The 20,364-nt window shown below is 64.3% G+C and carries 17 protein-coding genes; 13 read left to right on the top strand and 4 right to left on the bottom strand.

All coding sequences use genetic code 11. The features are described 5' to 3' along the window. Positions 1–17: 17 nt before the first annotated feature. A complete protein-coding gene (locus FJ417_RS14870) occupies positions 18–950 on the top strand; it encodes a DMT family transporter (protein WP_140783972.1) in 933 nt (310 codons plus the stop codon). Here FJ417_RS14870 and FJ417_RS14865 read toward each other — a convergent pair. Further along, complete coding sequence (locus FJ417_RS14865) at positions 947–1,528, bottom strand: winged helix DNA-binding protein (RefSeq protein WP_140658880.1); 582 nt, start codon at positions 1,526–1,528, stop codon at positions 947–949. The two genes, FJ417_RS14870 and FJ417_RS14865, sit on opposite strands and share 4 nt — an antisense overlap. 111 nt (positions 1,529–1,639) lie before the next feature. Here FJ417_RS14865 and FJ417_RS14860 point away from each other — a divergent pair, with 111 nt between their 5' ends. Together FJ417_RS14860 and FJ417_RS14855 are read left to right on the top strand one after the other, a co-directional pair. Continuing rightward, on the top strand, positions 1,640–2,764 hold the full coding sequence (locus tag FJ417_RS14860) for an LLM class flavin-dependent oxidoreductase (protein ID WP_140783971.1): 1,125 nt from the start codon (positions 1,640–1,642) through the stop codon (positions 2,762–2,764). A 14-nt stretch (positions 2,765–2,778) separates the two neighbouring features. Further along, the gene (locus tag FJ417_RS14855; RefSeq protein ID WP_140658882.1) at positions 2,779–3,300 is read left to right on the top strand and encodes a flavin reductase family protein; all 522 of its coding nucleotides are present in this window, start codon (positions 2,779–2,781) and stop codon (positions 3,298–3,300) included. A gap of 11 nt (positions 3,301–3,311) precedes the next feature. Here the strand turns inward: FJ417_RS14855 and ubiG are convergent, their stop codons facing one another. Then, positions 3,312–4,061 (bottom strand): bifunctional 2-polyprenyl-6-hydroxyphenol methylase/3-demethylubiquinol 3-O-methyltransferase UbiG, encoded by a 750-nt coding sequence (gene ubiG / locus FJ417_RS14850; protein WP_140658883.1) that lies wholly within the window; start codon positions 4,059–4,061, stop codon positions 3,312–3,314. A 276-nt stretch (positions 4,062–4,337) separates the two neighbouring features. Here ubiG and FJ417_RS14845 point away from each other — a divergent pair, with 276 nt between their 5' ends. Then, positions 4,338–4,913, top strand: a complete 576-nt coding sequence (locus tag FJ417_RS14845) for a putative glycolipid-binding domain-containing protein (protein ID WP_140783970.1) — start codon at positions 4,338–4,340, stop codon at positions 4,911–4,913. A 100-nt stretch (positions 4,914–5,013) separates the two neighbouring features. On the opposite strand, the gene FJ417_RS33110 is transcribed toward FJ417_RS14845, so the two are convergent. Next, a complete protein-coding gene (locus FJ417_RS33110; RefSeq protein ID WP_140900998.1) occupies positions 5,014–5,313 on the bottom strand; it encodes a hypothetical protein in 300 nt (99 codons plus the stop codon). A 212-nt stretch (positions 5,314–5,525) separates the two neighbouring features. Here FJ417_RS33110 and FJ417_RS14840 point away from each other — a divergent pair, with 212 nt between their 5' ends. From FJ417_RS14840 to FJ417_RS14805, 8 genes are all read left to right on the top strand, one after another. Continuing rightward, positions 5,526–6,779 (top strand): aspartate kinase, encoded by a 1,254-nt coding sequence (locus FJ417_RS14840; RefSeq protein ID WP_140645252.1) that lies wholly within the window; start codon positions 5,526–5,528, stop codon positions 6,777–6,779. Positions 6,780–6,862: 83 nt separating this feature from the next. After that, a complete protein-coding gene (ptsP, locus tag FJ417_RS14835; RefSeq protein WP_140783969.1) occupies positions 6,863–9,133 on the top strand; it encodes a phosphoenolpyruvate--protein phosphotransferase in 2,271 nt (756 codons plus the stop codon). A gap of 208 nt (positions 9,134–9,341) precedes the next feature. Then, a complete protein-coding gene (gene prfA, locus FJ417_RS14830; RefSeq protein ID WP_140711002.1) occupies positions 9,342–10,421 on the top strand; it encodes a peptide chain release factor 1 in 1,080 nt (359 codons plus the stop codon). Further along, a complete protein-coding gene (gene prmC, locus FJ417_RS14825) occupies positions 10,414–11,283 on the top strand; it encodes a peptide chain release factor N(5)-glutamine methyltransferase (protein ID WP_140783968.1) in 870 nt (289 codons plus the stop codon). The genes prfA and prmC overlap by 8 nt, the downstream gene beginning before the upstream one ends. 340 nt (positions 11,284–11,623) lie before the next feature. Further along, complete coding sequence (locus tag FJ417_RS14820; protein WP_140783967.1) at positions 11,624–12,631, top strand: DUF4167 domain-containing protein; 1,008 nt, start codon at positions 11,624–11,626, stop codon at positions 12,629–12,631. 325 nt (positions 12,632–12,956) lie between these two features. Then, complete coding sequence (gene clpB, locus FJ417_RS14815) at positions 12,957–15,563, top strand: ATP-dependent chaperone ClpB (protein ID WP_140658889.1); 2,607 nt, start codon at positions 12,957–12,959, stop codon at positions 15,561–15,563. A gap of 114 nt (positions 15,564–15,677) precedes the next feature. Next, on the top strand, positions 15,678–16,043 hold the full coding sequence (locus tag FJ417_RS14810; RefSeq protein ID WP_140645273.1) for an MmcQ/YjbR family DNA-binding protein: 366 nt from the start codon (positions 15,678–15,680) through the stop codon (positions 16,041–16,043). Positions 16,044–16,280: 237 nt separating this feature from the next. Beyond that, entirely contained in the window at positions 16,281–17,792 is a 1,512-nt protein-coding gene (locus FJ417_RS14805; RefSeq protein ID WP_140783966.1) for a L,D-transpeptidase family protein, read from the top strand. On the opposite strand, the gene FJ417_RS14800 is transcribed toward FJ417_RS14805, so the two are convergent. Further along, on the bottom strand, positions 17,766–18,398 hold the full coding sequence (locus FJ417_RS14800) for a TMEM175 family protein (RefSeq protein ID WP_140783965.1): 633 nt from the start codon (positions 18,396–18,398) through the stop codon (positions 17,766–17,768). The genes FJ417_RS14805 and FJ417_RS14800 overlap by 27 nt on opposite strands. Before the next feature lie 169 nt (positions 18,399–18,567). Between FJ417_RS14800 and FJ417_RS14795 the strand changes: the two genes are divergently transcribed. Continuing rightward, positions 18,568–20,112 carry an MFS transporter gene (locus tag FJ417_RS14795; protein ID WP_140783964.1) on the top strand — a complete coding sequence of 515 codons (1,545 nt, stop codon included), beginning with the start codon at positions 18,568–18,570 and terminating at the stop codon, positions 20,110–20,112. Positions 20,113–20,364 lie beyond the last annotated feature (252 nt).

The following is a 20,364-nucleotide window of genomic DNA, read 5'->3' as shown; positions in this document are numbered from 1 at the left end:
AGCGACAGGACGAACCAATGAGATTTCTCTGGGATTCAGCGATCTGGCTTCTGGTCGTGACGGGCGGCCTGCTTGGCATGACGCTGCCGTTCGGCAAGCTCGCCACCGCCGCCGGGGTACCGGCCACGGTCTGGGCCTTCGTCATTTCGCTGGGCGCAGGCGGCGTGCTGTTTCTGGCGCTTCTGCTGCGCGGCGAGCGGATCCGGCTGACGCCGCACAAGCTGCGCTATTTCTTCGTCACCGCGGCGATTTCCTATGCCGTCCCCAATCTTTTGATGTTCTCGGCCATCCCGCATCTCGGCGCCGGCTACACCGGCATCATGTTCACCCTGTCGCCGGTGATCACGCTGGTGTTCTCGATCGTGCTCGGTGTCAGGCGCCCCAACCTGCTCGGCGTCATCGGCATCGCCGTCGGTTTCGTCGGCGCGGCGATGGTGGCTCTCACACGCGGCGAGGCCGGCCAGCCGGCCGATTATTTCTGGGTGGCGATCGGACTGCTCATCCCGGTCAGCCTCGCCGCCGGCAACATCTACCGCACCGTCGACTGGCCGCAAGACACCGGCCCGATCGAGCTTGCCGTCGGCAGCCACCTGGCCTCGGCCACGCTGCTTCTCATTGGCATCCTCGGCCTTCTGGGCACGCATGCCTTCGCCCCGCTCGGCGCCGTGCCCCTCGTCGTCGTCGGTCAGGTTGTGTCGGCCTCGGCGATGTTTGCCTTCTTCTTCCGCCTGCAGGCGGTCGGCGGGCCGGTCTATCTCAGCCAGATCGGCTATGTGGCGGCGGCCGTTGGATTGTTCGCCGGCACGCTCTTCCTCGGTGAGCATTACCAGCTTCTGACCTGGCTGGGCGCCGCCATCATCACCGCCGGGGTTTTCATCACGACCAAGGCGCAAAGCCAAGCCGGCGCGCCGGCGCCGGTTCGGGTCGAGCCGGCGTCGTCCCGGAGCTAATCCTCATTGCCGGAGGATTCCGGCCGCGGGTGGCGGCGGCGATGGGTGGCGGCGGCGCGCGCCGCCTGCTCATAGATGCCCGTCATCAACTCCAGCGTGCGCGCGACGTCCTCGAGCTTCTCGGCCATCTCGGGAATGCGCTTCACCGCTTCGATGAGCAGCACCGAACGGATATCGGCATAGCGTTCCGTCACCCGATGCCCCAGCGGCGTCACCTCGTAGGTCACGCCGGCCCTGCCGCTGCCGGTGCGCGTGATCAGCCTGCCCTTCAACAGCTTGCGCAGGCTGTACTGGATGTTGGGAATGTCGTCGCGATTGGTCATCTGGGCGAGGTCGCGGACGCTTTTGGGCCGGTCGTTCATCCTGATGATGTGGAGCAGCGCGTTTTCCGGCCCGCTCGCCGAAAACTCGATCACGGTGGCGAGGCACTCCGCCTGCCAGTGGCCGAATGCCTCGTAGGAGCGCATCAGCGCATATTCGACCTCGGTGACGTCGATCTCGAGCGGCGTGCGCGCCAGATGCCAGCCGCGGTCGAGCAGTTCTTCCTGTGTTTCCAGCGATTTGCGACGCTCGTTCATCAGCCTCTCCCTTGCCGCGAGGATGCGCCGATCCACGCGATTGCGTCCACATGAATTAATGATAGACTTTCTATCATAAATTATAATCAAAAATGTGAGGAGAACGTCGTCATGAGCATGCTCGACAAGTCCGCGCCTGGCACACAGCCTTTCTTTCTCGGCACCTTCGCGTCCAACTGTTCCGGCGGCATGACCGTCACCAAGGTCGCCGAGCGCTGGGACAATTCCTGGGACAACAATCTCAAGCTCGCCCGCCTTCTCGATGAAGCCGGCATCGACTTCATGCTGCCGATCGCGCGCTGGATCGGTTACGGCGGCGAAACCAATTTTCATGGCAACGTGCTTGAGACGATCACCTGGGCAGCGGGGCTGCTGGCGCTCACCCGCAACATCACCGTCTTTGCCACGACCCATACGGCGGCGAACCATCCTGTCGTTGTCGCCAAGCAACTGGCCACCATCGACCAGATCAGCCGCGGCCGCATCGGCCTCAACATCGTCGCCGGCTGGAACAAGCCGGAATACGAGGCACTTGGGCTGACGCTGCCCGACGACCACACCACCCGCTACGGCTACGCTCAGGAATGGTTCGACATCGTGCGCGCCCTGTGGAGCCGCACGGAGGCCTTCGACTGGGACGGAACCTGGTTCAAGCTCAGGAACGTGCTCGGCGATCCGCGTCCCTCATCGCCGTTGCCGATCCTCAACGCGGCCGGCTCGGAAGAGGGGCGGAAATTTGCCGTCCGCAACGCCGATTTCCTGTTCACGCCGGCGATCGACCTCTCGCGCTCGAAGGACGAGCTCGCGGCGCTGAAGGAGCAGGGCAAAGCGGCGGGCAGGGACGTCGATGTGCTGACCTTCGCCCATGTCGTGTGCCGGCCGACGGAAAAGCAAGCCAACGACTATCTCGAGCATTTCGGCCGCGCCAATGCCGATTGGGCGGCGGTGGACAATCTGGTGCGGCTGCAATTCGCCCACGCGCAATCCTTCCCGCACGATCTTCTGGCGCTCATCCGCGACCGCATGGCGGCGGGCCATGGCGGTTTTCCGCTGACCGGCACGCCCGAGCAGGTGGCCGACGGCATCACCCAACTGCACCATGCCGGCTTCCGCGGCTCGACCTTGTCCTTCGTCGATTATGTCGAGGAATTCCCCTATTTCCGCGACACGGTCCTGCCTATTCTCGAAGAAAGAGGCATTCGCGTCGCACCGGCCGCGATGCAGTCGGCGGCCTAGACAAGGAGATGGCAATGTCCACGGCAGAAGGTCAGTCCACGCCAGAAGGTCCGGTCAGCGTCGCTGATTTCCGCGCCGCCATGCGACTCATCGTCGGCAATGTCAGCGTCATCACCGCCGGCGTCGGCGACGACCGTACCGGCCTCGTGGTCATTTCCGTGGTGTCGCTGTCGGCCGAGCCGCCGAAGGTGATCGCCTGCGTCAACCGCTCCTCATCGACCTGGCCGATCATCGAGCGCTACCGGCATTTCGGCGTCAACTCGCTCGGGCCCCAGCACCAGCAGGTTGCCGAGCGCTTCTCCGGCTTCGGCGGCATCAAGGGCAAGGATCGTTACGAGGGCGCCGAATGGACGACGCTGAGGACGGGCGCGTCGCTGCTCTGCGACGCGGTGGCCGCTTTCGACTGCAGCCTCGACGAGATGATCGATCGCGGCACGCATTCGATCGTCATCGGTTCGGTCGAGGCGGTGAGGACGCAGGATGCCGGACAGGCCCTGGTCTATTGGCGCGGTGGCTATCGGCCGTTGGAAGCCTGAGGACCCATTGATCAGACCGAGGCTTTCTCGGCCAGCACCATGTAGTTGACGTCCATGTCCTTCGAGCGCTGCCAGCGGTCGGCCAGCGGGTGATAGATGACGCCGGTGCGGTCGATCACCGTGAGACCGGCCGCGCCCAGCGCCTTTGCCAACTCCTCCGGCCGCACCAGCTTGCCGAACTGATGCGTGCCGCGCGGCAGCCAGCGCAACACATATTCGGCGCCGATGATGGCAAGGCCAAGCGCTTTCAGCGTGCGGTTGATGGTGGCGACGAACATGATGCCGCCGGGGCGGACCATCTGGCCGCATTTGGCGACGAACAGGTCGACATCGGCGACATGCTCGACCACCTCCATGTTCAGGATGACGTCGAAGGCCTCGCCGGCATCGGCGAGCGCCTCGGCCGTGGTCGCGCGATAGTCGACGCTGACGCCGGCCTCCGCCGCATGCAGCTTCGCCACTTCGATGTTGGTCGCGGAAGCATCGGCGCCGACCACTTCGGCGCCAAGCCGGGCCATCGGCTCGCACAGCAAACCGCCACCGCAGCCGATATCGAGGAAGCGCAGGCCATCGAAAGGCCGCGCCGCGCGCGGATCGCGGCCGAAACGCGCCGCTACCTGGTCGCGGATATAGGCAAGCCGCACCGGGTTGAACTTGTGCAGCGGACGGAACTTGCCGTTCGGGTTCCACCATTCGGCGGCAAGGGCGGAGAAGCGCTCGACTTCTCCGGCATCGATGGTCGATCGGCGGGGCTCTGGCATAGGCGGGTCTCCAGCGCATGACCCCGAAAATCGATATCGATTTTCGGAAAGGATCATGCACAAGTCAAAGTGCTACAGTGTCCTGCGTCCCAAAGGACGCGCGGCGCTGACGTTAGGAAGTCGGGCGCGGGGGAGGGAATGTCAAGGCAGGTTTTTTCAGCTGCCGCCAAGCTCTCGTGCTGTCAGCACGTGGCAGCTTGGTCGGACCGATGGTGAAACGGGATTGTGACTTCGCGCGAATGGGACGGCATAGACTGTTCGAAAAGGAGCGCGATCATGCCGTCCTCTATCCTCTGGCGCCGTCTCGATCTTGAAGGCCACGATGCCTGCCTGCTTTGTGCGACCCAGAGCGGTTGGCGGCTCAAGGGGCATGCCCTTTTCCTCCATGACGGCCAGCCCTGCAGCCTTGCCTATGCGGCGGATTGCGATGCCGGCTGGCGCACGCGTTCCGCAAGCGTCGACGGCTTTCTCGGCACGCAAACCTTGCGCTACGAGGTCGAACGGCTGGCCGACGGCCGATGGACGCTGAATGGCGCGGAGCAGGCGGAGGTTGCCGGGCTTGTCGATGTCGACCTCGGCTTCACGCCGGCAACGAACCTGCTGGCGATCCGCCGCTTCGACCTTGCCGTCGGCGCTGCGGCGCCTGCCCCGGCGGTCTATCTGGCCTTTCCGGAGCTAAGGCTTGAACGTCTGGACCAGACCTACCGTCGCCTCGACGACAGCCGCTACGCCTATGCCGCGCCGAAATTCGGCTACGACCAGGTGCTGGACGTCTCGCCGTCCGGCTTCATTGTCGACTATCCAGGCCTTTGGAAGGCCATCGCGCTGCGTTGCGCATCCTCGGCCGGCTAAAGCGCGTCGCGCTGAAGCGGATTCAGGCGACGCGCTTTAAGGCTTTGTTTTCATGCATGTCGTTATCGCAAAACCGCTGCACACTTTTGCGCGACATGCATTAGATTTTCGACAGCGCGACCGCCGCGTGCCTCATGTCGACGCTGGCCGGGTCGATCGCCTGAACCGCCTCGCTGCCGCCGATCTCGGCCATGATGCGGTCCGCCGCCGCCCGGGCCTGTTCCAGGCTCTGCCAGCGCACGACGTCCACCCAGCTTCCATCCTCGCACCTGCCGAGCTGCCGGCTTAGGAAGCCCGGCTGCCGGGCAAGCCAATCCGTCATGATCCCATTGTTGGAGACAAAGCCGGCTTCGGTGCCGGGCTTCAGGCGGAAGGTGACGATTTCCAGGGTCTCGGACATGAGAATCTCCAACGGGCCGTTTCGGCAGTCTTGTGGCATGACCGGCGACAGGAATCCGTCAGGATGAGTGGTGCCGGGCCGGCTATAAGTGCGCTCGCTTGCGAAGCCTTGCTGTTTTGGCTAAGGAGGCCGCGCATTTCCGCGCTTGGTCACCCTGGCGTTTCCTCCCGTTCCGGCCTTGAGCCGGCTTGAGTCAAAGGCATTTCGCTTCCATGGCGCGTATCGTGATGAAATTCGGCGGAACCTCGGTCGCCGACATCGCCCGCATCCGCAATGTGGCGCGCCATGTCAAACGCGAGGTCGATGCCGGTCACGACGTCGCCGTGGTGGTCTCGGCCATGGCCGGCAAGACCAACGAGCTGGTCGGCTGGACCCGCGAAGCCTCGCCCATGCACGACGCGCGCGAATATGACGCCGTTGTCGCTTCGGGCGAGCAGGTCACGGCCGGCCTGTTGGCGATCACGCTGCAGAACATGGGCATTCATGCACGGTCCTGGCAGGGCTGGCAGATCCCGATCAAGACCGACAATGCCCATGGCGCGGCGCGCATCCTCGACATCGACGGCGCCTTCCTGATCAAGCGCTTCGGCGAGGGCCAGGTGGCGGTCATCGCCGGGTTCCAGGGCATCGGGCCGGACAACCGTATCGCGACGCTCGGCCGCGGCGGCTCCGACACCAGCGCCGTGGCGATCGCCGCGGCGGTCAAGGCCGACCGATGCGACATCTATACCGACGTCGACGGCGTCTACACGACCGACCCTCGCATCGAGCCGAAAGCCCGGCGTCTCGCCAAGATTTCGTTCGAGGAAATGCTCGAAATGGCTTCGCTCGGCGCCAAGGTGCTGCAGGTGCGCTCGGTCGAGCTTGCCATGGTACACAGGGTGCGTACCTTCGTGCGGTCGTCCTTCGACGATCCCGATGCGCCCGGAATGGGGGATTTGCTCAATCCGCCCGGAACGCTCATTTGCGACGAGGAAGAGATCGTGGAACAGCAGGTCGTCACCGGAATTGCCTACGCCAAGGACGAAGCGCAGATTTCGTTGCGCCGCGTCGGCGACCGTCCAGGCGTCGCCGCCGGCATCTTCGGCCCGCTGGCCGAGGCCAACATCAATGTCGACATGATCGTCCAGAACATTTCCGAGGACGGCAAATTCACCGACATGACCTTCACCGTGCCGTCCGGCGACGTCGACAAGGCGCTTGCGGTGCTGGAGAAGCTGAAGCCGGAAGTCGGCTACGACGTCGTCCAGTCGGAAGCCGGCATGTCGAAGGTCTCGGTCATCGGCATCGGTATGAGGAGCCACGCCGGCGTCGCCGCCACCGCCTTCAAGGCGCTGGCCGACAAGGCGATCAACATCCGCGCCATCACCACGTCCGAGATCAAAATTTCGATACTGATCGACGGTCCCTATACGGAACTGGCGGTTCGCACTTTGCATTCCGTCTACGGTCTGGATAAGCAATAGCAAGAACTGAGTCAGTTGTTGCGTGAACGCCGGCCGCGGGAGAAACTGCGGCGGGCGAGATGGCCATTGGAGAACAAGCCGCGATGCGTGATACGGCCAGTGGCCCGCGCGTTCTGCTCAAACGGCTTCGCGAGCTCATGCAAGAGCCGCTGGAGCCGCAGGAGCGGCTCGACCGCATCGTGCGCGACATCGCTTCCAACATGGTCGCCGAAGTCTGCTCGCTCTATGTGCTGCGCGCCGACTCGGTGCTCGAACTCTACGCCACCGAAGGTCTGAACCCGAACGCCGTCCACCTGGCGCAGCTCAGGCTCGGACAGGGCCTGGTCGGCACGATCGCCGCCAGCGCGCGGCCGCTCAATCTCTCCAACGCGCAGGAACATCCGGCCTTCGCCTACCTGCCGGAGACGGGCGAAGAGATCTACAATTCCTTCCTCGGCGTGCCGGTGCTGAGGGCAGGGCGCACGCTGGGCGTGCTGGTGGTGCAGAACAAGACCATGCGCCACTATCGCGACGACGAGGTCGAAGCGCTTGAAACGACGGCGATGGTGATCGCCGAGATGATCGCCACCGGCGATCTTGCCCGCCTCACCAAGCCGGGGCTGGAGCTCGACCTGCGCCGCCCGGCGAGCTTCACCGGCGTCTCCTTCAACGATGGCGTCGGTCTCGGCCATGTCGTGCTGCACGAGCCGCGCATCGTCGTCACCAACCTGTTCAACGAGGACAGCGAGGAGGAGGTGCGCCGGCTGCAGTCCTCGCTCGGCTCGCTGCGCCTCTCCATCGACGACATGCTGGAGCGGCGCGAGGTCGCCTTCGAGGGCGAGCACCGCGAGGTGCTCGAAGCCTACCGCATGTTCGCCAATGACAGTGGTTGGGTGCGTCGACTGGAAGAGGCGATCCGCAACGGCCTGACGGCGGAAGCCGCGGTCGAAAAGGTGCAAAGCGACATGCGCGCGCGCATGCTGCACATGACCGATCCCTATCTGCGCGAGCGGATGAGCGATTTCGACGATCTCGCCAACCGGCTGTTGCGCCAGCTGATGGGGCGCGGGCCGGAGGATGTCGCGGCCGCGCTGCCCAAGGACGCCATCATCGTCGCCCGCTCGATGGGCGCGGCCGAGCTGCTCGACTATCCGCGCGACAAGCTGCGCGGCCTGGTGCTCGAGGACGGCGCCGCCACCAGCCATGTCGTGATCGTCGCGCGCGCCATGGGCATTCCGGTCGCCGGACAGGTGAAGGGCGCCGTTTCCATGGCGGAAAACGGCGACGCCATCATCGTCGACGGCGAGGAAGGCACCATCCATCTCAGGCCGCAATCCGACCTGGAAGCCGCCTATGCCGAAAAGGTCCGGTTCCGGGCCCGACGGCAGGAAGTCTACCGCGAGCTGCGCAAGAAGCCGTCGCTGACCAGGGACGGGATTCCGGTGGATCTCCTGATGAATGCGGGCCTTGCCGTCGACCTGCCGCAGCTCACCGAGTCGGGCGCCGCCGGCATCGGCCTGTTCCGCACCGAGCTGCAGTTCATGGTTGCCTCGACCTTCCCGCGCGCCGAGGCGCAGGAGCGGCTCTATCGTGATGTGCTCGACGCCGCGCGCGGCAAACCGGTCACTTTCCGCACCATCGACATCGGCGGCGACAAGGTGCTGCCTTACTTCAAGGGCGCGATCCAGGAAGAGAACCCGGCGCTGGGCTGGCGGGCGATCCGGCTGACGCTCGATCGTCCCGGCCTGCTCAGGACGCAGATCCGGGCGCTGCTCAAAGCCAGCGGTGGCCGCGAGCTGAAGCTGATGCTGCCCATGGTCACCGAGCTGTCGGAAGTCGTGCAGGCGCGCGAGATCATCGACCGCGAGGTCCGGCATTTGTCGCGCTTCGCGCACCACCTGCCCACCAGCCTCAAGCTCGGCGCGATGCTGGAAGTGCCCTCGCTCCTGTTCCAGCTCGACGAATTGATGAAGGCGGTGGATTTCGTCTCGGTCGGCTCCAACGACCTCTTCCAGTTCGTCATGGCGGTCGACCGCGGCAATACGCAGCTTGCCGACCGCTTCGACACGCTTTCGGCGCCGTTCCTGCGGGTGCTGAAGACGATCGCCGATGCCGGCGCCCGCAATCACACGCCGGTGACGCTTTGCGGCGAGCTGGCCGGCAAGCCGATCTCGGCGATGGCGCTGATCGGCCTCGGCTTCCGCTCGATCTCGATGTCGCCGGCCTCGATCGGCCCGGTCAAAGCGATGCTGACCGAACTTCCGCTGCAGGAACTGCAGGCCTTCTTCAGGGACAATCTGATGGCGCCCGCCCAAGGGACGCCGATGCGGGCGCTGCTGCAGGCCTTTGCCGACGATCGTTCGATTCCGCTCTAGATTCACGCGAGGGCGGTCTGCAAATGGCGATTTTCTGCGCTTCCGGGCCTTCGCCGGCCGAAGCATTCATGAGTGGCGTGGCAGTTGAATTAAGGCTATGGCCGGCGCAGGCCGGTGCTCATGTACCTAAATGTACATTCCGCTCCGGTTCTCGAAACTCGCTATTTTCGACTCGCCCTGACGTGAATTTCATTGAAGTTCCAAGACCATGATCAACCTGCCCCGCGACCGTATGGATCAAGTCGTCAAGCGTTTCGACATGCTCGAGGCGCAGATGTCGGCCGGGCCCGCCGCCGATCAATACGTCAAGATGGCCTCCGAATATGCCGACATCCAGGAGATGGTGGGCAAGATCCGGGCATTGCGCGCCGCCGAGCAGGAGCAGACGGACCTCGAGTCGATGCTTGCCGACAAGGCGACCGATGCCGACATGCGCGCGCTGGCCGAGGCGGACCTGCCGGAAGTCGAGAGCCGCATCGAAGCGCTGCAGAAGGACATCCAGATCCTGCTTCTGCCCAAGGATGCGGCCGACGAGAGGAACGCCATCCTCGAAATCCGCGCCGGCACCGGCGGCGACGAGGCGGCCTTGTTCGCCGGCGATCTGTTCCGCATGTATGAGCGTTATGCCGCCTCGCGCGGCTGGCGCTTCGAGACGGTGTCGGCGAGCGACGGCGAGGTCGGCGGCTATAAGGAAATCATCGCCTCGGTGTCGGGCAAGGGCGTGTTCGCGCATCTGAAGTTCGAATCCGGCGTGCACCGCGTCCAGCGTGTCCCGGAAACCGAGGCCGGCGGACGCATCCACACCTCGGCGGCTACGGTGGCGGTGCTGCCGGAGGCCGAGGAGGTCGATATCGAGATCCGGGCCGAGGATATCCGCATCGACACGATGCGGGCCTCGGGTTCGGGCGGCCAGCACGTCAACACCACCGATTCGGCGGTTCGCATCACTCATTTGCCGACCGGCATCATGGTGGTGCAGGCGGAAAAGTCGCAACACCAGAACCGGGCACGCGCCATGCAGATCCTGCGCGCGCGGCTCTACGACCTGGAGCGCAGCCGGGCCGACGAGGAACGCTCGTCGTCGCGAAAGTCGCAGGTCGGCTCGGGCGACCGGTCGGAGCGCATCCGCACCTATAATTTCCCGCAAGGGCGCGTCACCGACCACCGCATCAACCTCACGCTCTACAAGCTCGACCGGGTGATGATGGGCGAGCTCGACGAGGTGGTCGACGCGCTGATCGCCGACCATCAGTCGAAGCTGCTTGCCGATATGAGCCTCGATGGCTGACCAACTGCCCGCGGCGCTCGGGCCGCTGCTCAGGGTGGCGCGCGGGCGCCTGGCCGCCGCCGGCATTGCCGAGCCGGCGCTCGATTCCCGGCTGATCGTCGAGCATTTCTCCGGCACGACCCGCACCCAGGCCATTGCCGAACCGGAGCAAAAGGTGGGTTCCGCGGCGCTTTCGGCCATCGAAGCGGCCCTGAGGCGTCGCATCGCAGGCGAGCCGGTACACCGTATCCTCGGCTACCGGGAATTCTACGGTTTGCGCCTGTCGCTTTCGCCGGAGACGCTGGAGCCCCGGCCGGACACCGAGACGCTGGTCGACGCCGTTCTGCCCTTCGTCCGGGCAACGGCCGAAAGGCTCGGGGAATGCCGTATTCTCGATCTCGGCACGGGCACCGGCGCCATCGCGCTGGCCCTGCTCGGCGCCGTTCCGGCCGCGACTGCGACTGGCGTCGATATTTCGCCCGATGCATTGGCGACCGCGGCCGGAAACGCCCGGGACCTGGGGTTCGGCGAGCGCTTCAAAGCCTTGCATTCCAACTGGTTCGAAAAAGTTTTGGGCCGTTACCATGTAATTGCCTCGAACCCTCCCTATATACCCAGTGGAGACATTGGAAATCTGCAGGACGAGGTCCGCGATTTCGACCCGCACCCGGCCCTTGATGGCGGTACGGATGGTTTGGACCCTTACAGGGTCATCGCCGCCGAAGCGGCTGCATTTCTGGAAGCGCAAGGCAAGGTAGCGGTCGAGATCGGCTACACGCAGAAAAACGACGTCAGCGGAATATTCGCGGCAGCCGGCTATGTGTTAACCGGGACACATCGCGACCTCGGCGGCAATGACAGAGTTCTGGTGTTCGAGCGTTGAAAGCCCTGATGCAGTGCGAAAAAACCGCTTGGCAACACCGGGGAATGCAGTTAGGGTCCGGCTCAACCGGATGAGACGAAGCAGGCAGTGCTCCCAGCGATTCGGTTTTCCTTGGAAATAGCTGCCTTCTTGCGCAAACGACGCCCAAGCTTCGTGCGGGAATCATCTGGCAAGTGATGTAACCGGAACAGGATGGCACGTGGCGCCAACGCAATTGATGCGGGCGAACGCCGGTGAAGAAACGAAACGGCTGGCCGCATGAGCGCCTCCGTTCGTGAAGAGTTTTTCGAAAATTCACTATGAAGAGAGTCTAATGAGGCCACAACAGCAGAACAGGCGCATGCGCGGTCGCAACAACAATGGCGGCGGTGGCAACAACAACAACAACCGCAAGGGGCCGAATCCCCTGACCCGCACTTACGAGAGCAACGGCCCGGACGTGAAGATCCGCGGATCGGCTCAGCAGATCGCCGAGAAATACGCCACGCTCGCCCGTGACGCGCAAAGCTCCGGCGACAGGGTGATGGCGGAGAACTATCTCCAGCACGCCGAGCACTACAATCGCATCATTGCCGCCGCGCAGGCGCAGATGCCGATCCAGAATGTCCAGCAGAACCGCGACGACTTCGATGACGATCTCGACGAGGATCGCGAAGAGTTCGACAATAACGGCGGCAATGGCGCCGAGGCGCCGGCCGCGGCGAACGGCTCCGGACCGCAGCCGGTGATCGAAGGCACGCCGGCGGAACTCGCCTACAACCAGGAAAGCGGCCGCGACAACAACAATCGCCGCGACAGTGGCCAGCGGGATGGGGGGCAGCGCGACAACAATGGCCGCGACCGCAATCGCGACCGCCGCAACGGCGGCTTTGGCCAGAACGGCCAGCGCGGCGAAAACGGCCAGCGCGGCGAGCAGGGCGGCCAGCAGTTCGACCAGAACCGCCGCAATGAGGCGCAGCCTGAGGCAGCCGGCGAGGCTGGTTCACAGGTCGAGCAGACGCCGCAGTTCGACAGCTTTTCGCCAGCAGCCCTTGCCGCCCAGGCCGAGCTCAACGAAGCCGCCATGGACAATGGCGGCGGTCGCCGGCCGCGGCGCCCGCGCCGCCCGCGCGGCAGTTATGCCGATCAGGCGAGCAGTGGCGAACAGGGCGGTCAGCCAGAAGGTGCGAGCCCCGAAGGTTCGAGCGCCGAAAAGTCAGCTGAAGCGCATAGCGCCATAAACAATGGCGACGAGGCCAGCGCCAGACCCGCCGAAGAGGCAAGGCCGGCGAGCGAGCCTGCCGCCGGCGAGCCGGCGCCGGTTGCCAGCGAAGCAGGCGAGCCTGTTGCCGCCGACGCGAACAACTGATCCAGAGGCCATTTCGGGCATTGCAAACGGCGGAGAGCACTCTCCGCCGTTTTTGTTTTTGCGGGCGGTGGAATAATATGGCGTGCCGATAGAGCGTTTCACCGTTTCACGAAAACGGCGAACTGCTCTCTTTTTTGCTTTACGCAATTCCGAACGGAAAACCGCATCACACTTTTCCTGGAATTGCGCTAGCCAGACGTCTTGAGAGCCTGCCGCCCGCGCACCATATCTCGCCAGGAAACAGGGTTCGGCTCTTATGGGCGGGCCCGTCACCGCAATCTGATCCGGTGCCGCAAAGCGGGCCGGTGATGGAAGGAGACAGAGAATGAATCTTGAGAAATACTCGGAGCGCGTGCGCGGCTTCATCCAGTCCGCGCAGACCATGGCGCTCTCGCGCAACCACCAGCAATTCACGCCCGAACATATGTTGAAGGTGCTCGTCGACGATGACGAGGGCCTTGCCGCATCCCTGATCGAGCGCGCCGGCGGCAATGTCCGCGACGTCAAGCTCGGCGTCGAGGCCGCGCTCGAAGCCATGCCCAAGGTCGAGGGCGGCAATGGCCAGCTCTACCTGGCCCAACCTCTTGCCAAGGTGTTTTCGACCGCCGAGGACCTCGCCAAGAAGGCCGGCGACAGCTTCGTCACCGTCGAGCGGCTGCTGCAAGCGCTGGTCATGGAGAAGTCGGCCAAGACCGCCGACATCCTGTCCAAGGCGGGCGTCACCGCGCAGGCGCTTAACCAAGTCATCAACGATATCCGCAAGGGTCGCACAGCCGACTCGGCCAGCGCCGAGCAGAGCTATGACGCGCTGAAGAAATACGCGCGCGACCTGACCGCCGACGCCCGCGCCGGCAAGCTCGATCCGGTCATCGGCCGCGACGACGAGATCCGCCGCACCATCCAGGTGCTGTCGCGGCGCACCAAGAACAACCCCGTGCTGATCGGCGAGCCGGGCGTCGGCAAGACCGCGATCGCCGAGGGCCTGGCGTTGCGCATCGTCAATGGCGACGTGCCGGAATCGCTCAAGGACAAGCAGTTGATGGCGCTCGACATGGGCGCGCTGATTGCCGGCGCCAAATATCGCGGCGAGTTCGAGGAGCGGCTGAAGGCCGTGCTCAACGAGGTGACCTCGGCCAACGGCAACATCATCCTGTTCATCGACGAGATGCACACGCTGGTCGGCGCCGGCAAGGCGGACGGCGCGATGGACGCATCGAACCTGTTGAAGCCCGCGCTGGCGCGCGGCGAACTGCACTGCGTCGGCGCAACCACGCTCGACGAATACCGCAAGCATGTCGAAAAGGATGCCGCGCTTGCCCGCCGTTTCCAGCCCGTCTTCGTCGACGAGCCGACGGTGGAAGACACGGTTTCGATCCTGCGCGGCCTGAAGGAGAAGTACGAGCAGCACCACAAGGTGCGCATCTCCGATTCCGCGCTTGTGTCGGCGGCGACGCTTTCCAATCGCTACATCGCCGACCGCTTCCTGCCGGACAAGGCAATCGATCTGGTCGACGAGGCGGCGTCCAGGCTGCGCATGCAGGTCGATTCCAAGCCCGAGGCGCTGGACGAGATCGACCGCCGCATCATGCAGCTCAAGATCGAGCGCGAGGCGCTGAAGGTCGAGAAGGACGAGGCTTCGAAGGACCGGCTTGCCCGGCTGGAGAAGGAACTCGCCGACCTCGAGGAGGAATCGAGCGAACTGACCACGAAGTGGCAGGCCGAAAAGCAGAAGCTTGGCCTTGCCGCCGACCTGAAGAAGCAGCTCGACGAGACGCGCAACGAACTGGCGATCGCGCAGCGCAAGGGCGAGTTCCAGCGCGCCGGCGAGCTTGCCTATGGCAAGATCCCAGAGCTCGAGAAGAAGCTCAAGGAAGCCGAGTCGCAGGACGGCAAGACCGGCATGGTGGAAGAGGTGGTCACACCCGACCATGTCGCGCATGTCGTGTCGCGCTGGACCGGCATTCCGGTCGACAAGATGCTGGAAGGGCAGCGCGAGAAGCTGTTGCGCATGGAAGACGAGATCGGCAAGCGCGTCGTGGGCCAGGGCGAAGCCGTGCAGGCGGTGTCCAAGGCCGTGCGCCGCGCCCGCGCCGGGCTGCAGGATCCGAACCGGCCGATCGGCTCGTTCATGTTCCTCGGACCGACCGGTGTCGGCAAGACCGAGCTCACCAAGGCGCTGGCCAGCTTCCTGTTCGACGACGAGACGGCGCTGGTGCGCATCGACATGTCGGAGTTCATGGAAAAGCACTCTGTCGCCCGGCTGATCGGCGCGCCTCCCGGCTATGTCGGCTATGAGGAAGGCGGCGCGCTGACCGAAGCGGTGCGGCGCCGGCCGTATCAGGTCGTGCTTTTCGACGAGATCGAGAAGGCGCATCCGGATGTGTTCAACGTGCTGCTGCAGGTGCTCGACGACGGAAGGCTGACCGATGGCCAGGGCCGCACGGTCGACTTCCGCAACACGCTGATCATCATGACGTCCAACCTCGGCGCCGAATATCTGGTCAACCTCAGCGACGACCAGGATGTCGATGCGGTGCGCGACGAGGTGATGGCCGTGGTGAAGGCCTCGTTTCGGCCGGAGTTCCTCAACCGCGTCGACGAGGTGATCCTGTTCCACCGCCTGCGCCGGCAGGACATGGACCGCATCGTCGAGATCCAGCTCAAGCGGCTGGAGAACCTGCTCGTCGACCGCAAGATCGTGCTGTCGCTCGATCACGACGCGATCGAGTGGCTGGCCTCGAAGGGCTACGATCCGGCATATGGCGCCAGGCCGCTGAAGCGGGTGATGCAGAAGGAGCTGCAGGACCCGCTGGCGGAGAAGATCCTGCTCGGCGAGATCCTCGACGGTTCGACCGTCAAGGTCACCGCGGGTTCCGACCGGTTGAACTTCCGCTCGAAGCCGACGGTGGTGGCGACGGAAGCCGCCGCCTGACCCCGGGCAAGTTGAAACGAAAGGGCGCGTCGCATCGGACTGGTGCGGCGCGCTTTGTTATTCCCCGTGACTGCGCATAATCGGCTGCCGATTCGAATGGCTGGGAAGAACTCGATGAAGCTCGACGACTATAACGGCTTCTGCGCCTCGCTGCCCGCTGCGACGCATGTGGTCCAGTGGGGCGGGGCCCATGTCTGGAAGGTCGGCGGCAAGGTGTTTGCCATTGGCGGCTGGAACGAGGGCGGCCAGCTTTTCGTCACCTTCAAATGCTCCGAGATGGCCTATGACGTGCTGAAGGATCAGCCGGGCTGCCGGCCGGCACCTTATCTTGCCTCGCGCGGCATGAAATGGATCCAGCGTCAGACAAGCCAAAGCATGGATGATGCGGCGCTCGAGGACTATCTGCGCGAGAGCCATCGCCTGGTCGTCCTCAAGCTGACCAGACAGGCACGTAACGAATTGGGGCTTGCCAAAGGCTAAAGCGCGTCGCGCTGAAGCGGATTCGGACGACGCGCTTTAAGACTTTGTTTTCATGCATGTCGCTATCGCACAACCGCTGCACACTTTTGCGCGACACGCATTAGCTGATATTCCTCAAGGCACCGGAAAACCGCCATCTTCATGCCCGGTTCATGTTGGAACCTTAACTTGGGTAACTGGTTTGCTGGCGAAAGGTTCGCCCGCCAGAAGCCCAGTCGACCGGAGAGCTTGACCCGCATGCTGCGCTTGATCTTTTCCCTTTCGGCACTCGCGGCCGGGCTGGTGTCTTCCAGTGCGTTCGCCACGCCGAGCGTGGATGGCGCGCAGAGCGCGCGCCCGACCGAGCGCGGCGCGCTGATGCTGGCTCAGGAAGGCAATATCGACATCTACTACGACGCCAGGGGCAACCGTGTCCTGGTCGATGCAGATACCGGCAAGGTCATCGCCATCCAGCCGCCAGGCAGCAGGCTCGATCGCCGCGCGCTTCGCCGGCAGATGCGCATGCAGGAACTCGGCCGCGCGCCGGCCGAGGACGACGACCGCTACTATCTCGACAATCCCGAGGACATGGCCCGCTTCCGCCGCCGGCAGTTGGAGGAGAACGGCCGCGTCATCCCGCCACCGGTCGATGAGTACGACCCCAACGACGACAATTCCGTCGATGCCTATCCGCCGGCGCCCAACAACGATGAAGGCTATGCGACCACCTATCCGGAGGCGCCGAAGTCCAACACCATCAAGCGCCAGCCGCTGAACGAGGCGTCGATCGACCCGGAGCAGCCGGGCCAGGGCGAAGTGCTGCAGACCAATCCCGACGCCCAGCCATCGCCGGACACCGGCGGCAAGGCCACCGTCGATCCATCGCTGTCGCTCGGGGTGCGCCAGGACGTCGCCGCGCTGCAGGTGCTGCTCGACCGCGGCGGCGCCTCGCCGGGCGTGATCGACGGGCGCTTCGGCTCGAATGTCGACAAGGCGCTGGCCGCCTACAACGAGATCAACGGCACCAGTTTGAAATCGACCGATCAAGTCGGCATCCAGGCGGCGCTTGCCCAGTCCGGCGGCGACGCCTTTGCCTCCTACACGATCACGCCGGAGGATGCGGCCGGCCACTATCTCGCCTCGATCCCCGAGGACTACAGCCAGAAGGCCAGGCTCGACTGCATGTGCTACACCTCGGTCACCGAGGCGCTGGCCGAGCGCTTCCACATGGACGAGACCTATCTGAAGTCGATCAACAAAGGGGTCGACTTCAATCGCCCCGGCACGATGATCAAGGTCGCCAATTTCGGCAAGCTGGTGTCGACGCCAGTGGCGCGCATTGTCGCCGACAAGACCAAGAAGGAAGTCTACGCCTATGATGCGGGCGGCAAGCTGGTCGCGGCCTATCCGGCGACCATCGGCTCGGCCGACACGCCTTCGCCGACCGGCATTCACGCCGTCTCGCGCGTCGCGCTCGATCCGAACTACACCTACAACCCGAACATCAATTTCAAGCAGGGCCAGAACGACAAGATTCTCACGATCCCGCCGGGGCCGAACGGTCCGGTCGGCTCGGTGTGGATCGCGCTCGATAAGCCGACCTACGGCATCCACGGCACGCCCGATCCCTCCAAGATCGGCAAGACCGAGAGCCATGGCTGCGTGCGCCTGACCAATTGGGATGCGCGAGAGCTTGCCAAACTGGTGTCGCCGGGCGTCACGGTTGAGTTCGTCGGCGGCTCGTCAGCCGACTATGTGGCGCAGCAGTGAGCTGCGTGGCGCGGTGGCGTAGACGAGTTGCACAACCAGGATGAAGCCGATGCTGAGCAGCGGGCTGATGAGACAGAGCGCCGCGCCGATCGCCCATAGGATCTGCGCCTTGACGATGCGCAGGTAGACAGTACGCGTCGTTTGCGCATCGACGCCTTCGGCCAGGAAGCCGTTTTTCTCGGCGTAACGCCAGCTGGCAAGCAAGGTGAGGCCGAGCATCAGCAGGTTCAGCCAGTAGACAAGTACCGCAAGCCTGAATTCGAGGAAATCGGCCAGAAGGTCGGTGGAGAACGGCAATAGCGCGATGAAGGCTAGAAAGCAGAGGTTCAGCGTCGCCAGCCGCCGGTCCGACTTTGCGATCAGCCCATGCTGCGCCTGCTGGCCGAACCAGAAGATGGTCAGCGTCAAAAAGCTCAGCGCGTAGGTCAGGAAGCGCGGGGCCAGCGCCAGGATTGCCGAAAGCAATTCGCCTTCGGAATGGACCGCCTCATGCGATGGCACCCTGATCTCCAGCACGATGAGCGTAAGCGCGATGGCGAAGACGCCGTCGGTGATGCCGACGATGCGTCCGCGCGATTCGGCCGACGGTTCAAGCGGTCGTTTCATGCGGGCGTCCCCTTTGCCTGGCGGCTCTCTGCGGAACGTTAACATGCCATGTGCCGTTTGCATCCGGGCACATGTCACCCTGCCCATGCGGCCAGCTCGAAACTGGGTTCAAACACTGCAAGGTGCTGGCCGGTTGTTGCGGAAGCATTGGAGGTTTAAGCAGGCTGTCATGAAATCTCCAGGCGAAGCTGCCGCTATCCCGCTGACCGGATCCGCTCAGAACGGCACGTTCTGTCCGCAATCTAAACGCCGGTATGTGCTGATCGCGGCGATCCTGGCTTCGGCGCTCGGCTTCATCGACGGTTCGGTCCTGGCGATTGCAATGCCCGCGTTACGCGTCGATCTCGGCGCCAGCCTGGCGCAGGCGCAGTGGATCTCCAACGCCTATGCGCTGACGCTTTCGGCGCTGATTCTGGCGGGCGGTGCTGCCGGCGACCGGTTTGGCCTGCGGCGTGCCTTCGTGACCGGGATCGCGCTGTTCGTCGCCGCGTCGCTTGCCTGCGCCCTGGCGCCCAATCCCACCGTGCTGATCGCCTTCCGCGCCATCCAGGGCATCGGTGCGGCGATCATGGTGCCGGGCAGCCTTGCCATCATCGCCAAATCCTATCCGAAAAAGGAGCGCGGCCGGGCGATCGGCATCTGGGCGGCGGCCTCGGCGCTGACGACGGCGCTTGGCCCGGTCCTGGGCGGCTTCGTGCTGTCGACCTTCGGCAACGGCATCTGGCGTGCGATCTTCGCCATCAACCTGCCGCTCGGGCTGGTTTCGATCTATCTGCTTTTGGCCAAGGTCCCGGCCGACCAGCCGACCGAAAAGCGCAGCCTCGATCTCGGCGGCGCCGGGCTGGCGACGCTCGCTTTCGGGGCGCTGGCCTACGGGCTGACGGCGATGAACGCCGAGGGCGGCGGGCTGATACCGGTCCCGGCGATCGTCGCCGGGGCGGTCCTGCTTGTCGTCTTCGTCCTTTATGAGCGCTGGCAGCGCGAGCCGATGATCGATCTCAGCCTGTTTGGCATCAAGGCTTTCGCCGGCGCCAACCTGGCGACGTTCTTCCTTTATTTCGCGCTGTCGGCCAATCTGTTCTACCTGCCGATGCTGCTGATCGCCGGCTGGGGGCTGAGTTCGGCCGAGGCCGGTTTCATCTTCCTGCCGCTATCGGTATTGATCGCGTTGCTGTCAGGACCGGTCGGGCAATGGTCGGACCGGATCGGGCCGCGCCTGCCGATCGCCGGCGGCAGCCTTGTCGTGGCCATCGGCTTTGGCGGCCTCGCGCTGCTCACCTATGCCGGGATCCACAATTTCTGGACCGGCATCTTTCCGCTGATGGGGCTGATGGGGCTCGGCATGGCGCTGGTCGTGTCGCCGCTGTCGACGGCAGTCATGACATCGGTCGAGGACAAGGACACGGGTGCGGCGTCCGGCATCAACAATGCCGTCTCTCGCGTTGGCGGCCTGATCGCGGTGGCGGCGATGGGATCGCTGGCTGCAATCGTCTATGCGCGGATGACCGGCGGCGTCTCCGGAATTCCCGGCTTTGGCGAACCGCCGGCGTCCGGGCTCGCTGCCAATGTCGATGCGGCGAGGATTGCGGCAAGCGATTGGGCTTTTGCTGTGGTCGCCGCAGTCACCGCGCTGCTTTGCCTTTTGTCGTCGGTCATCGCCTGGTTCACCGCATCCGGGCAGGCGTCGCCCTGGCCCCAGCAGGCAGCGGATTAGGGTGTGTACTTATAAAATCGAAGCTCGCGAGCGCGGCTTGACCCATATCCGCTATCCGGCGCTTTGCGGACTCAAACTGGACGTCCCCTAATGCGTGTCGCGTAAAAGTGTGCAGCGGTTTTGCGACAACGACATGCATGAAAACAAAGGCTTAAAGCGCGTCGCCTGAATCCGCTCCACAGTACACGACGCAAGGGTGAGGACGGCTTGAAGTGATTTGATTGGAGGATTCTTCGCCAAAAGGATCCGCCG

It is taken from the genome of Mesorhizobium sp. B3-1-7, from assembly GCF_006439385.1.
Taxonomy (GTDB): Bacteria; Pseudomonadota; Alphaproteobacteria; order Rhizobiales; family Rhizobiaceae; genus Mesorhizobium.
Note: the sequence above shows the minus strand (reverse complement) of the source record. Positions and strands in the feature narration are given on the sequence as shown.

Coding starts and splice junctions, on each gene's coding strand:
- FJ417_RS14870 (WP_140783972.1), top strand. CDS start 18: ATGAGATTTCTCTGGGATTCAGCGATCTGGCTTCTGGTCGTGACGGGC.
- FJ417_RS14865 (WP_140658880.1), bottom strand. CDS start 1,528: ATGAACGAGCGTCGCAAATCGCTGGAAACACAGGAAGAACTGCTCGAC.
- FJ417_RS14860 (WP_140783971.1), top strand. CDS start 1,640: ATGAGCATGCTCGACAAGTCCGCGCCTGGCACACAGCCTTTCTTTCTC.
- FJ417_RS14855 (WP_140658882.1), top strand. CDS start 2,779: ATGTCCACGGCAGAAGGTCAGTCCACGCCAGAAGGTCCGGTCAGCGTC.
- ubiG (WP_140658883.1), bottom strand. CDS start 4,061: ATGCCAGAGCCCCGCCGATCGACCATCGATGCCGGAGAAGTCGAGCGC.
- FJ417_RS14845 (WP_140783970.1), top strand. CDS start 4,338: ATGCCGTCCTCTATCCTCTGGCGCCGTCTCGATCTTGAAGGCCACGAT.
- FJ417_RS33110 (WP_140900998.1), bottom strand. CDS start 5,313: ATGTCCGAGACCCTGGAAATCGTCACCTTCCGCCTGAAGCCCGGCACC.
- FJ417_RS14840 (WP_140645252.1), top strand. CDS start 5,526: ATGGCGCGTATCGTGATGAAATTCGGCGGAACCTCGGTCGCCGACATC.
- ptsP (WP_140783969.1), top strand. CDS start 6,863: ATGCGTGATACGGCCAGTGGCCCGCGCGTTCTGCTCAAACGGCTTCGC.
- prfA (WP_140711002.1), top strand. CDS start 9,342: ATGATCAACCTGCCCCGCGACCGTATGGATCAAGTCGTCAAGCGTTTC.
- prmC (WP_140783968.1), top strand. CDS start 10,414: ATGGCTGACCAACTGCCCGCGGCGCTCGGGCCGCTGCTCAGGGTGGCG.
- FJ417_RS14820 (WP_140783967.1), top strand. CDS start 11,624: ATGCGCGGTCGCAACAACAATGGCGGCGGTGGCAACAACAACAACAAC.
- clpB (WP_140658889.1), top strand. CDS start 12,957: ATGAATCTTGAGAAATACTCGGAGCGCGTGCGCGGCTTCATCCAGTCC.
- FJ417_RS14810 (WP_140645273.1), top strand. CDS start 15,678: ATGAAGCTCGACGACTATAACGGCTTCTGCGCCTCGCTGCCCGCTGCG.
- FJ417_RS14805 (WP_140783966.1), top strand. CDS start 16,281: ATGCTGCGCTTGATCTTTTCCCTTTCGGCACTCGCGGCCGGGCTGGTG.
- FJ417_RS14800 (WP_140783965.1), bottom strand. CDS start 18,398: ATGAAACGACCGCTTGAACCGTCGGCCGAATCGCGCGGACGCATCGTC.
- FJ417_RS14795 (WP_140783964.1), top strand. CDS start 18,568: ATGAAATCTCCAGGCGAAGCTGCCGCTATCCCGCTGACCGGATCCGCT.